Below are 12,982 nucleotides of genomic sequence, written 5' to 3'. Positions count from 1 at the left end.
AATCATTAAACGTTGAGTCAGTCATAGGCACTGAGTCATCATCAATCAATTTCAAGCTTCTTAAAAAGACGCAGAAACGGCCTATTCAACCTACTCAGAATATTATAACGTTATGAGAAAAAGCCGTTAATTCCATCAGCTTTGCTTAATTTAGCACCTTCTTCCGATAAAGGGGATTTGATATATGATATTCTCAAAACATGAAGCCATAGAAATTACCTATTTACGTGCAACTGAGCAAGTGTTATTTTCTTTAACAGTCCTATAAGTGACGTGTCGGGTTATTTTATCGCCATTTTGATTAAAATCTTTAAACGCTTGTGCCAATTTATCTGCTTGTGTTTGCATTCCTTTAAGACGAAATAAAAACTGAATACATTCAATGGTACAAAAGCCCCCTTCAATTTGATTGCGCCGTAAGGTAAATTGCGACAACTGACTGGCAATGATTTGCTGAGGTAATGCATATTTTTGAGCCTGCTTTAAATAATCACTTCGCCGACACATTTTTCGAGCTTCTTGCCAAGTTGCATCAAGAATAACAAGCACATTAGGCACATCTAATGTGTTAATGTCATTGGTTTTATTATCTTTTTCTTCACGCATTTCTGTCTGCTCAAATGGCGTCTCAAACGCTATTTCATCTGGAAACAGTAACGCCGCTTGACCACGGTTTAACCAATCCACTAATTTGGGTTCAGGATTGACTCTTGACCAAATCACACGTTGGCAATATTCCGGATAACAATGAAGGGCAATGCTCCCAGTATTCGACTGTCGACTGACTTCTCTCTCATGGGTTAGTAATATTATTTGAAAAGGTTCAATCATCAAGGTGCTCAATCATTAAAAACGGGGTGTATTTGGCACATCTCATTTATCACAGGCATGACCTCTTTACGGTTAGCATTCATGATAAAAGGATCTCTCTAGGCTTTAACGGCTGGAGTATAACGTAAAATGACAGTGTTAACATCATTAGACATATCCTATGCACCATAAAATATCACGGTGATATACTCCCTAGACTAAACAAGCTCTGCTTGCCATTTTTTAACTTTTTTTAAGGCTATTTTTTGTTTCAGTTCTGAAAGGTGATCAATAAACACAACACCATTGAGATGATCAATTTCATGCTGTAATACCACAGACAGAAACTCATCAGTTTCAACCTCAAAAGGCTCCCCTTCACGATTTAACGCCGTGACTTTTACCTGTTTATACCGTATAACACGATTACGAAAATTGGGTATCGAAAGACACCCTTCAATACCTTCATATTCACCGATTTGTTCGACAAGCTCAGGATTAATAAATATAACAGGCTTATCTCGAGTAGAAGACAAATCAATGATCATTATCGCATGTTGACTTCCCACTTGAGTAGCAGCAATACCGATCCCTTTACCTGTACTGTATAAGGTATCAATCAAATCATCGATAAAAGGTTGTACAGCATGAATATTAACTACCCTTTTCGCTTTTCGTTTCAACCTTTCATCTGGTATGGTTAAAATATCTAAAACAGCCATGGTTTTCTACCCATAACAACAAGACTTCATACTTTAGTATGAGAGTTATTTTCTAAAAGGTAAAATGAAAAGTGATACTTTTTCACTGTCACATCAGCCTTAACGCGAACGATTCCCTTTAAAAAAAGGCCACTCTTTAAATTCCCTTCAGTCCCTGCTGTGCAATTGAAATGATAAATCACAATGACAGCCTTATTATTCAAAAAAACAAATATTTTTAACACGGATATTTCATTAGTAAAGTACTTGATTTTTATCCCCGAGCTTACGTTTTCAGCACTATACTCTAAAGGTAAAAATATGATAAAAAAAACAAGGAACCATTATGTTACATGTTAAAACGACAGGAATAGAGAGTATTGACAAAAGCATTTTCACTTCTGAAGATACCTTAAAAAGTTTACCCAAATATACTATGCCCGATGCCACCCATAGAGGTGATGTGATAAAACAACTGATCCATGATGAATTATTATTAGATGGCAACTCAAGACAAAATTTAGCAACTTTCTGCCAAACATGGTTTGAACCAGAAATTCAAGATCTAATGGCCTTAGCCATAGACAAAAATATGGTCGATAAAGATGAATACCCACAAACAGCAGAAATTGAACGCCGTTGTGTTCATATACTTGCCGACTTATGGAATGCACCTCAAGCCAAACAGAGCATAGGCACATCCACAACAGGTTCGAGCGAAGCTGCGATGTTAGGAGGCATGGCCTTATTATGGAAATGGCGAGATAGACAAAAAAAACAAGGAAAAGACCATCAAACACCTAACCTCATTACTGGCCCCGTACAAGTTTGTTGGCATAAATTTGCACGCTATTGGAATGTAGAGTTAAGAGAGATCCCAATGGAAGGCGACCGTTACATTATGAATAGCGATGAAGTCATTAAACGTTGTGATGAAAACACCATTGGCGTAGTGCCGACATTAGGTGTCACCTTTACAGGGCAATATGAGCCCGTAGAAAGTGTTTGTGATGCGTTAGATAAACTCGAAAAACAAAGTGGACTCGATATTCCCGTCCATGTTGATGCCGCCAGTGGTGGATTTGTCGCCCCTTTTTTACATCCAGATTTAAAATGGGATTTTAGACAGCCCCGCGTTCGCTCAATTAATGCCTCAGGACATAAGTTTGGTCTATCGCCACTAGGTGTCGGCTGGATTATTTGGCACGAACAAGAAGATTTGCATCCTGATCTAGTGTTTCACGTTAATTATCTTGGGGGAGATATGCCTGATTTTGCGCTCAACTTTTCCAGGCCCAGTGGTCAAGTGATTGCTCAATATTATAATTTCATACGCTTAGGCCGTGAAGGTTACACACAAGTCCATCAACATTGCCAAAAAATTGCAATCTACCTCGCAGAAGAAATCAGTAAAATGGGACACTTTGAGATTATTTATAATGGCAGCGATGGTATTCCAGCATTGAGTTGGAAGCTCAACGATAACCCCCATGACTTTAATTTATTTGATCTGGCCGATAGGCTCAGAACAAAAGGTTGGCTGGTACCAGCTTATGCCATGCCTAAAAATCGACAAGATTTGGTGATCCAGCGCATTCTCGTTAAAAGGGGATTTAGCCAAGATTTAGCAGAATTGCTTATCAAAGATTATAAAGACGCATTAACACACTTAAGCAAACACCCATTAAATGCATCATTAACGGAAGCAGAAGCGGGTGGGTTTAAGCACGGATAATGGCAAAAACACAACGCGATTTCCCCCATTACCCTAAACATTGGCAGCAAACTTATCGCCATGTATTAGGTCGTTTTGTAACAGATATAGAATTTCATACCCATTTAGGGCAAGTTCGACACTGGAATTCGCGGCACCATAGAAAAGGCTTGGGTATGGATCACCATACCCATATTGAACCCACGCTAACATTCTTGGGGTTTATTCACCATCTGCAGACCAATCTAACACACCAACAAAGTACTTCACACTTTAACTTACTTAATTTCTATATTGGACTGTCTTTTATCATAGGTGCGAGCCATTTTATTATTGCCAGTCTTCTCACTCTAGGATCTGCACTGTCAGTCACAACACTTACCAGTCTGTATTTTATTGGATCATTATTTTTTACCCTTGCGGCTTATTTACAGTACTTCCAATCCATCAATTCAGGAGAGTCCATTAATAACAAGCCTAAAAATAACGCCATAAAATGGATCGCTTGGCAACCACATCGATTAGATTTTTACGTCACTTTTAGTCAATTTATCGGCACGTTATTATTCAATTTAAATACCTTCAATGGTTATTTTACGCTAACAGAACTGGAGTTATCCCTCTTCATTTGGTTACCTAATCTCCTAGGCTCTTTGTGTTTTCAATTATCAGGCAGTTTAGCTCTTTATGAAACCAGTCATACTTTTTGGCTTTGGTCGCCCAAACGATTAGAACAAAAAATGGCTGTCATTAATCATTTAGGTTGTTTGTTCTTTCTCGGTTCGGCTTTTTCATCGTCGTCTGCAGCGCAAGCTTTCTCTAGCGAAATGTTAACCATCAGTATTATCTTAACATGCTTAGGCGGTATGTGTTTTTTCAGTGCTGCAATCCTTTTATGTAGAGAATCAATACAAATTGAACAGCCCATTATTAATCCGTTACCCTAAATAAACCGCAATTCGAGTTTAAATCAGACACTCATTATCCCAAGTTCGAATTAAATTAGGTAGACTCAATCAAACATAAAAAAGCCATTGACGTCATCCAATGGCTGTCAACACACTTTTCACACACTCTACCTTGAAAACATAATCATCCTTTTAATACATTATTAATCAAAATGCTCGCTTCGCTCAGCACTTGCTCAAGATGTGCTTGACTGACAAAACTTTCTGCGTAAATTTTAAACAAAGCTTCAGTACCTGACGGCCTAGCTGCAAACCATGCATTTTTAGTGATAACTTTAATGCCACCAATCGCGGCATGATTACCCGGCGCGTGAGTTAGCACCTCGGTAATGGCTTCATCAGCCAATGTTGTAGCACTAAAAGTATCAGGTGAAAGCTCGGTAAATTTGGCTTTTTTCTTTAATGAAATAGGGCTGTCTACACGCTGATAATAACTCTGACCAAACTCGGCTTCTAATGCGTCATAATAGGCTTGAGGTGTTTTTCCTGTTACTGCCACAATCTCAGCAGCCAATAATGCTAAAATAAACCCATCTTTATCTGTGCACCAAGTGGTGCCATCACGCCTTAAAAAAGCCGCTCCCGCACTCTCCTCCCCGCCAAAAGCTAAGCTTGCATCGGCCAAGCCATCAACAAACCACTTGAAACCAACGGGCACTTCTTTCATCACTCGCCCATGTTTAGCACACACTTTATCAATCATGGCACTCGAGACTAAGGTTTTTCCTATGACTAAATTCTCCTGCCAGTGAGAGCGATGACTGAGTAAATAATCAATCGCTACCGCTAAAAAATGATTTGGGTTCATCAAACCTGTACCTGGACACACAATACCGTGACGATCATAATCAGCATCATTTCCCACACACAAATCAAAGGCATCTTGATGTTTTAAAAGTCCTGCCATCGCAAAAGGCGATGAACAGTCCATACGAATTTTGCCATCTTTATCTAGAGTCATAAAGCGAAAGCTAGGATCAACATTATCATTAACAAGCTGAATATCAAGATTATAATGCTTTGCAATCGGCTGCCAATAATCAATACCTGCACCGCCTAATGGATCAACCCCAATACGCACTTTAGCAGCACTAATTGCCTGCATATCAATAATACTGCCCAGTTCATTCACATAAGGAGTCACTAAATCTGTTTCAAACACTAAACGGGTTTGCATTGCAATTTGATAAGTCAGACGTTTAACCTCACTGAGCTGTGAAGATAAATACTCATTAGCCCGAGCTTCAATCCAAGCAGTAATTTCACCTTCAGCAGGGCCGCCATGAGGAGGATTATATTTAATCCCACCATCTTGTGGTGGATTGTGAGAAGGTGTAATAATCAATCCATCTGCTAATGCACTTTCTTCCCCATCACTTTGTTGATTTAACGTCTTATTATTATGCGTAATAATGGCATGTGAAATAACAGGAGTCGGCGTAAAACCTTCTCCTTGCTGAATAATCACTTGTACTTGGTTTGCCGTCATGACCTCAATCACACTCATGCTCGCCGGTTGCGATAAGGCATGGGTATCAATACCAATGAATAAAGGTCCTTTGATGCCAGCATGCTGACGATAATCCACCACAGCTTGGGCAATCGCTAAAATATGCGCTTCATTAAAGCTACCTTGCAACGCACTCCCTCTATGGCCTGAAGTGCCAAAAGTCACTCGCTGAGAAACGTCATTAATATTGGGTTTACAACGATAATACAAACTAATGAGCTTTGGAATATTGATTAAGTCTGCTTGTATCGCAAGGGTGCCTGCACGAGGATGTATTGGCAAAGTTCGCTCCTTTAAACCATTAAATAACGATGCCCAAAATCTAAGCCGAAACAGGGGTAACGGCTTAGCCAATGAGTGGGCATTTAAACATATAAAAACTAAATGCTATCAATTACCTGTATAGCTTCAGTTTCATCAATATTAAACTGTTCTAACACTTCAGTTAAGATCGTTCGCTTCTTAGCAGTATTGTTATTGCTGGTCACCCAATAACCACTTTGCCCTATTTCTTTTGGATTGGCCGTTTTGCTTGACTCCAATAAGGCTTCTTTTGAGGTCGCAAAGTACAAACGTCCACGCCCTTGCACCTGTAATACTTGGCCAAATTGCTCAGGTGAAAGTTGATACAAGGTTTCTAACAGAAAAAGAAACCGTCCGACGGCCCCCTTTTGCTCTGCCAATGCCTGCTTATCGATATGCTTGGCAAAATCTTTAATCGAAGAAATGGCTCTCGAAGGCACAATGACTTGTGGGAGAGGCTGAAGCGATTCAGTGCTTTCCTTACTGGGTTGGCTGACAGTTTTAGGGGCCAATGATTGCGCTGCTACCGAAGTATTATCAAGACTTAATCCAAGTAATCGGCGTAGGATCTCAGAAGCACTCTCACCGATCCTCTCAGTTTTACCGGCTATATGACGGTAAAGTTCTTCATCAATCTCGATATATTTCATTATCTTAATCTTCCTTAAGCTAAATTATGACATGATCTGGCATCCAATTTTTTACCATGATCAGATCAAATATGCCTCCAGTGTAACGGGGTTTAGGCTCTTGATAAAGCATCAATAAATCAATTTTGTATTGATTATCACCAAACACACCCTTTAGCCGCTCTCAATCGATTGAAAAACAACCAAATCAGTCCCGCTATTTAGAACGATACTTGTCAACAGGGAAACCGACAGGCACACTGAAGCTCTCTTTTTGCTTTCAATTGATTTTCAGGTAACAAAATGCATTTTATTTCCAGCTCACAGGGCCCTGTCGTCGTGTTGATCCATGGCTTATTTGGCGATCTTGATAATTTAAAAGCATTAGCCAAAACCCTTGAGCCCCATTACCGCGTTATCCGTCTTGATGTGCCTAATCATGGTAAAAGTGAACACGGTGTCGCCATGAACTACCCTCTTCTCGCTGACAAAGTCATCACGTTATTAAACGATGAAGGAATTGACCAAGCTCATCTTGTTGGCCATTCAATGGGAGGCAAAATTGCAATGGCCATGGCATTAGACCACCCTACTCGTATTAAAAGTGTCGTCATTGCCGATATCGCCCCTATTGCCTATTCCACATCCAACACGCAACAGGTATTAGACACGATATTATCCTTACCCTTAGCGCAAATCAAAGATAGGCGCGAAGCCCAAGCTTACTTGATGAACAAGGGTATCGATGAACATACGGCTTTATTTTTATTAAAAAGTCTTATTCGCCAAGCAAACCAATTTGTTTGGAAAATGGATGTGAAACAACTGAGACTGTCCTACGCCAATATCATTGGTTGGCCCTATCAAGATAAAAGCTATACTGGGCCAAGCTTATGCATACGTGGAGAAAAGTCTGATTATGTAAAAAAAGAGTACACTCAAGATATTATTCGTCAATTTCCAGCAATTGAAGCCAGAACCATTCTAGAGGCAGGTCATTGGCTACATGCACAAAAACCAAGCCTTTTTAATCGACTGGTCAAAGACTTCCTCGATAAGCAAGCTAACTGATTTAGCTCACAAGTCTATACAAACAACCTAGCAGCACGTGTTTTTATATGCTATATTTCGCGCTCTTTTTACCTTATTGGGAACTGTCACATGCTAATGCAGTATATGGAACAAATTGAAGCACTTGGATTAAATTTGTTTTTTGCTTCTATTTTCTTCTTTATCGGCATGGCGATACATGATGTACTTAAACAAGGTAAAGTACCGAAATTTGGCCAATATATCGTATGGTTAGTTTTGTTCCTAGGCTGCTCTGGCTTCATTGCAAAAGGCATCATACAAATGACTTGGGAAACCACTGGCATAGGTTAAAGGCTCATCCAATGGCTAAAGAAACCTTTGATAGAACCACGATAGACTTATTTGCCACTGAAAAACGTCGTGGCCGACCTCGCAGTAATCCACTGCCGCGAGATCAACAACTTAAAATGAACAAGCGCAATCAAATTTTGCGGGATAAAGAAAAAGGCTTAAAGCGCATTGAATTAAAGATCTCACAAGATGTGTATAATGCCTTGAATGAACAAGCCATGGCCAGTAATATGAGCCGCAGCCAATTAATCGAGTCTATACTGCATAAGCATTTGAACGATTAATCCCTCTTGAATGACGCATCAACAAACATGCACTGAAAATGAAAGGAACAACAATGGCAACAGTAGGTCTTTTTTTCGGATCTGATACAGGTAATACCGAAGCCATCGCCAAGATGATCCAGAAAAAACTGGGTAAAAAAATGGTGGACGTGAAAGATATTGCCAAAAGCACTAAAGAACAGATCGCCGAATATGATCTGTTAATGTTTGGGATCCCAACTTGGTATTATGGTGAAGCCCAGTGTGATTGGGATGATTTCTTTCCAGAATTAGAGCAAATTGATTTTCAAGATAAATTAATTGCTATTTTTGGTTGTGGCGATCAAGAAGATTATGCCGAATATTTCTTAGATGCCATGGGCATGGTCAATGAAATAGTAGAAAGCCGTGGCGGTATTGTTATAGGACACTGGCCAAGCGAAAGCTATGATTTTGAAGCATCAAAAGGCATGGCTGATGACAAGCATTTTGTCGGCCTAGGTATCGATGAAGATCGTCAGCCCGAACTCACAGAAGAACGTGTTGATCAGTGGGTTAAGCAAGTTTATGAAGAAATGTGCTTAGCTGAGCTTGAAGATTAATCCTAAATAAGTGCACTCTGTTCGCATTAGCTTCAAATCCATTATACTTTTAAAGCGGCTTATTGCCGCTTTTTCATCTTAGCGACCCCCGCACATGATACGTTCCTTCACTCATTCATTTTCTCACTGGGATATTTTTTGTACCGTTATCGATAATTTCGGAGATATCGGTGTCACTTGGCGGCTTGCAAAACAGCTATCCGATGATTTTAATATTCAAGTCACCCTCTGGGTTGACTGCCTTGACAGTTTCCAGTGTATTTTACCTTCTCTGGATCCCAATCTGACCACGCAACATCATCAAGGGATCACTATAGAACATTGGCAAAGCCCCTTCGTAAAAACTTGGCGACCAGGTCAAGTGCTCATTGAAGCCTTTGCCTGTGAATTACCAGAGAGCCTTATTCGTCACCGTCATACTCTTACTCAGCCACCGGTTTGGATAAACCTCGATTATTTAACCGCAGAGTCTTGGATTGATGATTGTCATGGACTGGCTTCATTACTCAGTGATGGCCAACAACGCTACTTTTTTTTCCCCGGTTTTAGCAGCAAAAGTGGTGGTCTAATCTGCGAACATGAGCTTTTCAAACAGCAAACCATGTGGCTCAATGATGCTCATGCCCAACATCATTGGCTAACCCATTTAGGCTTTACACAGCTTACTCATAAAGAAGTTAACGCCACATACATTAGTGTCTTTAGTTATCCCAGCCCAGCATTAACAGCACTCAGCCATTACTGGCAACAAAGTACAGAACCGACGCATTTATTCGTCCCCTATGGAAAAAGCCTAGAAAGTCTTCAGTGGATCCTCAATGCAGATGAAGCAGAGTTTATTATCGGTCATAGCTATCAAGCCAATAACCTTCATGTGCATGTTTTACCTATGACGACACAAGAAGAATTTGATAAGCTACTGTGGTATTGTGATATCAATATTGTACGAGGGGAAGACTCATTTTTACGCGCCCAATGGGCAAAAAAACCGTTTATCTGGCATATCTACCCTCAAGAAGAAAACGCGCATATCGATAAATTATCGGCTTTTATGACGCATTATTGTGCCTCATTGCCACACAATGCCGCTCAATCTTGGCAGTCCCTTTGCCTTACCTTTAATCAAGGAAACACCCAAGCATCTGTCGATGCTTGGGTGTCATTTATTCAACATCATCAAGTGCTCGAAAAACATGCGAAAAAATGGCCAAAACAGGCATTAAATGAAAGCGATCTCGCCACAAGACTAGTGAACTTTGTTAAAAAAAGCTAATATCACTGCCTAGAGAAAATATTCGTAAATACAGGAATAAACATAATGAAAACAGCTCAGGAAACCCGTGTCGGTAATGTCATTATGGTCGGAAACGATCCCATGGTTGTGCTTAAATCGGAATTCAGCAAATCGGGACGTAGTTCTGCTGTCGTCAAAATGAAGCTTAAAAATTTACTGTCTGGCTCAGGCACTGAAACTGTCTTTAAAGCCGATGATAAATTAGAAGCGATTCTGCTGGATCGTATCGATTGTACTTATTCTTATTTTGCCGATCCTATGTATGTTTTTATGGATGAAGAATTTAACCAATATGACGTAGAAGCTGAAAATTTAGGTGATGTGATCCATTACATTGTTGATGGAATGGAAGATGTTTGCCAAGTCACCTTTTATGAAGGTAAAGCGATTTCTGTTGAACTGCCTACGACCATTGTTCGCGAAGTGGGTTACACAGAGCCTTCTGCCCGTGGTGATACCTCAGGTAAAGTCATGAAACCAGCAACATTATTAGGTACCGAGTACACATTGAGTGTGGCTGACTTCGTGAAAACCGGAGATAAAATTGAAATCGATAGTCGCACAGGCGAATTCAAAAAGCGTGTTTAATAACTAAATGTTGCTTTTTTACTTTATAATGTGAAAGCTATCAAAATACATAAAAAAACCAGTCAACACTGACTGGTTTTTTTATAATTAACGCTTATAAAACGGCAGCAATCGCTTTACAGATCACAGGCATATTGGTTTTAGTCATTCCAGCCACACTGATCCGGCCTGAGCCGACAATATACACACCAAACTCATCACGTAAGCGCCCAACTTGTGTTTTGCTCAAACCTGAAAAGCTAAACATACCATTTTGCTCTGAAATAAAACTAAAGTCTTGGGTTACCCCATAGTCTTTCAATGACTGAACAAACAGTGCTCGCATTTGTGCAATGCGCTCACGCATTTCTTGAAGCTCTGATAGCCATAAGGCCTTTAATTCATTATCGGCCAATATGGTACTGACTATTAATCCGCCATGAGCTGGTGGATTGGAATAAAGGGCTCGAATAGTGCTTTTTATTTGACTGAAACTGTTTGATGCTTGTGTTTCATTATTGCCCACAACGGTAATCGCACCAATACGTTCATTGTAAAGACCAAAGTTTTTAGAAAAAGAATTCGCCACCATTAATTCAGGTACTGTATTCGCCACCAGTCTTAACCCTTGCGCATCTTCATCGACACCTTCACCAAACCCTTGATAAGCGAAATCAAATAAAGGAACTAATGCTTTTTCTAAGCAAAGATCAGCTACCTGCTGCCATTGCATTGAGTTTAAATCAATGCCAGTGGGATTATGACAACATCCATGCAATAACACTAAATCTCCGGCATTTGCAGCAGCTAAATCGCTTAGCATCGCCTCAAAATCTAAACCATGACTCTCCGCTTTATAATAGCGATATTGCTTTACCTCAAGTCCTGCAGAGCCAAATATATTTTGATGATTTGCCCAAGTCGGATTACTCACCCAAATCGTTCTTGAACTTGTATGACGCATAACAAATTCTGCTGCTACGCGTAACGAGCCTGTTCCACCTGGCGCTTGCGCTGTGAACACACGATTATGTTGAATGACATTATGATTTTCGCCAAATAAGAGGCCTTGCACAGCTTTGTTATAAGCCAGTACCCCTTCCATGCCTAAATAGCTTTTACTGCTTTCTTCAGCCAGTAATTTTGCTTCGGCAGCTTTTACAGATTTCAAAATGGGCGTCTGACCTGATTCATCCTTGTAGATCCCCACCCCAAGGTTGACTTTATTCGCGCGCTTATCAGCTTTAAAAGCATCCGTTAAGCCTAAAATCGGATCCGCCGCAGCGCGTTCAACCAGGGAGAATATCATGACAGTGTTCCTCAAAAAAATAATAAAAAGGGCTTGAATTACAGTCTACGTTATAACATTGTCCTGACCTGTCTTAAAGCAGGATTTTAGCCTTCATATGATATTTATTAACAAGTGTTGTTTTAACTATCAAATTTGACTTTATTTTACAAAACAAAAACACTGGAATCACATAAAGACTACTTATAGCTAAATCAATACGGCTCATTCTATTTTAAACAGCATTTTCTTTGTTAATACTCAAAACCAGAATGTAGGTAGTGATATTTATGAGCATAATCATATTCCTTTATCTTCGTTTAAGATAATCGGCTGAGCCATTACCAATGGATATTGACTCATTAACCTTGAATAACATTTACTGAGGAAATGTTTTAAAGATAGGTAACTCGGCTAACTCCTTATACCAAGCTGCACTGCTTGAACCAAATAAATGTGCATTTGGCTTCACTTCAAGAGGCTCATCTAAGCTTCCAGCAGGTACGGCTAATAATTGCCCTTCCATTTGTAAATTAGGCAAGGCAGAGCCACAAATATGACAAAAGCTTTTGACATGTCTGGTGCCAGGTAAATGAAATGTGGTAATCATCCCCTGACCTTGACGCCAAACCAAACTTGCACTTGAAGAAAATAAATTAGCCGCATGGGCAGAGCCAGTATCTTTTTGGCAATATTGACAATGACAAAGAAAAAATTGCTCGAATTCACCGTTAATGTCAAACTTAACTGCCTGACATAAACAACTTCCTGTATATGTTTTACTCATATATTTTAAACTCATGCATATTGTATATAACTTGATAATAATCAATATAGTTACATTAAACAATAATGCCTATTATTAAAGAGTAAAATCACTTATTTCATATACATGACTTTCACTTGTGAAGGTGCTAACGTCACTCCCGGACAGTTCGGCGACATCCCGT

14 protein-coding genes are annotated in these 12,982 nt (G+C 39.7%); 8 read left to right on the top strand and 6 right to left on the bottom strand.

Features of this window, described 5'->3' with window-relative positions:
• Window positions 1–219: 219 nt before the first annotated feature.
• Both Q0976_RS22055 and def read right to left on the bottom strand, forming a co-directional pair.
• The gene (locus tag Q0976_RS22055) at window positions 220–831 is read right to left on the bottom strand and encodes a tRNA-uridine aminocarboxypropyltransferase (protein WP_299496589.1); all 612 of its coding nucleotides are present in this window, start codon (window positions 829–831) and stop codon (window positions 220–222) included.
• Window positions 832–1,028: 197 nt separating this feature from the next.
• Window positions 1,029–1,532 carry a peptide deformylase gene (gene def, locus Q0976_RS22050; protein WP_299496587.1) on the bottom strand — a complete coding sequence of 168 codons (504 nt, stop codon included), beginning with the start codon at window positions 1,530–1,532 and terminating at the stop codon, window positions 1,029–1,031.
• Between the two features lie 325 nt (window positions 1,533–1,857).
• Between def and Q0976_RS22045 the strand changes: the two genes are divergently transcribed.
• Both Q0976_RS22045 and Q0976_RS22040 read left to right on the top strand, forming a co-directional pair.
• Entirely contained in the window at window positions 1,858–3,246 is a 1,389-nt protein-coding gene (locus Q0976_RS22045) for a glutamate decarboxylase (RefSeq protein ID WP_299496585.1), read from the top strand.
• Window positions 3,246–4,172: a hypothetical protein gene (locus Q0976_RS22040; RefSeq protein ID WP_299496583.1), complete on the top strand. Its 927-nt coding sequence runs from the start codon at window positions 3,246–3,248 to the stop codon at window positions 4,170–4,172. Before Q0976_RS22045 ends, Q0976_RS22040 begins: the two co-directional genes overlap by 1 nt.
• Window positions 4,173–4,317: 145 nt before the next feature.
• Here the strand turns inward: Q0976_RS22040 and pgm are convergent, their stop codons facing one another.
• Window positions 4,318–5,985, bottom strand: a complete 1,668-nt coding sequence (gene pgm / locus Q0976_RS22035; protein WP_299496581.1) for a phosphoglucomutase (alpha-D-glucose-1,6-bisphosphate-dependent) — start codon at window positions 5,983–5,985, stop codon at window positions 4,318–4,320.
• 98 nt (window positions 5,986–6,083) lie between these two features.
• Window positions 6,084–6,656: a replication initiation negative regulator SeqA gene (seqA, locus tag Q0976_RS22030; protein WP_299496579.1), complete on the bottom strand. Its 573-nt coding sequence runs from the start codon at window positions 6,654–6,656 to the stop codon at window positions 6,084–6,086.
• A 282-nt stretch (window positions 6,657–6,938) separates the two neighbouring features.
• Between seqA and Q0976_RS22025 the strand changes: the two genes are divergently transcribed.
• From Q0976_RS22025 to efp, 6 genes are all read left to right on the top strand, one after another.
• A complete protein-coding gene (locus Q0976_RS22025; RefSeq protein ID WP_299496577.1) occupies window positions 6,939–7,706 on the top strand; it encodes an alpha/beta fold hydrolase in 768 nt (255 codons plus the stop codon).
• 90 nt (window positions 7,707–7,796) lie between these two features.
• Window positions 7,797–8,018, top strand: coding sequence for a DUF2788 domain-containing protein (locus Q0976_RS22020; protein ID WP_298776563.1), 222 nt, complete (start codon window positions 7,797–7,799; stop codon window positions 8,016–8,018).
• An 11-nt stretch (window positions 8,019–8,029) separates the two neighbouring features.
• The gene (gene ybfE, locus Q0976_RS22015) at window positions 8,030–8,302 is read left to right on the top strand and encodes a LexA regulated protein (RefSeq protein ID WP_299496575.1); all 273 of its coding nucleotides are present in this window, start codon (window positions 8,030–8,032) and stop codon (window positions 8,300–8,302) included.
• A gap of 53 nt (window positions 8,303–8,355) precedes the next feature.
• On the top strand, window positions 8,356–8,883 hold the full coding sequence (fldA, locus tag Q0976_RS22010; protein WP_299496573.1) for a flavodoxin FldA: 528 nt from the start codon (window positions 8,356–8,358) through the stop codon (window positions 8,881–8,883).
• 94 nt (window positions 8,884–8,977) lie between these two features.
• Entirely contained in the window at window positions 8,978–10,156 is a 1,179-nt protein-coding gene (gene earP / locus Q0976_RS22005) for an elongation factor P maturation arginine rhamnosyltransferase EarP (protein ID WP_299496571.1), read from the top strand.
• Between the two features lie 45 nt (window positions 10,157–10,201).
• A complete protein-coding gene (gene efp / locus Q0976_RS22000) occupies window positions 10,202–10,765 on the top strand; it encodes an elongation factor P (RefSeq protein WP_299496569.1) in 564 nt (187 codons plus the stop codon).
• 94 nt (window positions 10,766–10,859) lie between these two features.
• On the opposite strand, the gene Q0976_RS21995 is transcribed toward efp, so the two are convergent.
• Both Q0976_RS21995 and Q0976_RS21990 read right to left on the bottom strand, forming a co-directional pair.
• Complete coding sequence (locus Q0976_RS21995; protein ID WP_299496566.1) at window positions 10,860–12,053, bottom strand: amino acid aminotransferase; 1,194 nt, start codon at window positions 12,051–12,053, stop codon at window positions 10,860–10,862.
• Between the two features lie 358 nt (window positions 12,054–12,411).
• Window positions 12,412–12,819: a GFA family protein gene (locus tag Q0976_RS21990; protein ID WP_299496564.1), complete on the bottom strand. Its 408-nt coding sequence runs from the start codon at window positions 12,817–12,819 to the stop codon at window positions 12,412–12,414.
• Window positions 12,820–12,982 lie beyond the last annotated feature (163 nt).

Origin of the sequence: uncultured Shewanella sp. (assembly GCF_947501665.1) — a bacterium.
Lineage (GTDB): Bacteria > Pseudomonadota > Gammaproteobacteria > Enterobacterales > Shewanellaceae > Shewanella.
Note: the sequence above shows the minus strand (reverse complement) of the source record. Positions and strands in the feature narration are given on the sequence as shown.

Excerpts from the sequence above, each read along its gene's own strand:
- Q0976_RS22020 (WP_298776563.1), top strand. The coding sequence starts at position 7,797 with ATGCTAATGCAGTATATGGAACAAATTGAAGCACTTGGATTAAATTTG.
- Q0976_RS22025 (WP_299496577.1), top strand. The coding sequence starts at position 6,939 with ATGCATTTTATTTCCAGCTCACAGGGCCCTGTCGTCGTGTTGATCCAT.
- seqA (WP_299496579.1), bottom strand. The coding sequence starts at position 6,656 with ATGAAATATATCGAGATTGATGAAGAACTTTACCGTCATATAGCCGGT.
- fldA (WP_299496573.1), top strand. The coding sequence starts at position 8,356 with ATGGCAACAGTAGGTCTTTTTTTCGGATCTGATACAGGTAATACCGAA.
- efp (WP_299496569.1), top strand. The coding sequence starts at position 10,202 with ATGAAAACAGCTCAGGAAACCCGTGTCGGTAATGTCATTATGGTCGGA.
- Q0976_RS22055 (WP_299496589.1), bottom strand. The coding sequence starts at position 831 with ATGATTGAACCTTTTCAAATAATATTACTAACCCATGAGAGAGAAGTC.
- ybfE (WP_299496575.1), top strand. The coding sequence starts at position 8,030 with ATGGCTAAAGAAACCTTTGATAGAACCACGATAGACTTATTTGCCACT.
- def (WP_299496587.1), bottom strand. The coding sequence starts at position 1,532 with ATGGCTGTTTTAGATATTTTAACCATACCAGATGAAAGGTTGAAACGA.
- Q0976_RS22040 (WP_299496583.1), top strand. The coding sequence starts at position 3,246 with ATGGCAAAAACACAACGCGATTTCCCCCATTACCCTAAACATTGGCAG.
- Q0976_RS21995 (WP_299496566.1), bottom strand. The coding sequence starts at position 12,053 with ATGATATTCTCCCTGGTTGAACGCGCTGCGGCGGATCCGATTTTAGGC.
- Q0976_RS22045 (WP_299496585.1), top strand. The coding sequence starts at position 1,858 with ATGTTACATGTTAAAACGACAGGAATAGAGAGTATTGACAAAAGCATT.
- Q0976_RS21990 (WP_299496564.1), bottom strand. The coding sequence starts at position 12,819 with ATGAGTAAAACATATACAGGAAGTTGTTTATGTCAGGCAGTTAAGTTT.
- earP (WP_299496571.1), top strand. The coding sequence starts at position 8,978 with ATGATACGTTCCTTCACTCATTCATTTTCTCACTGGGATATTTTTTGT.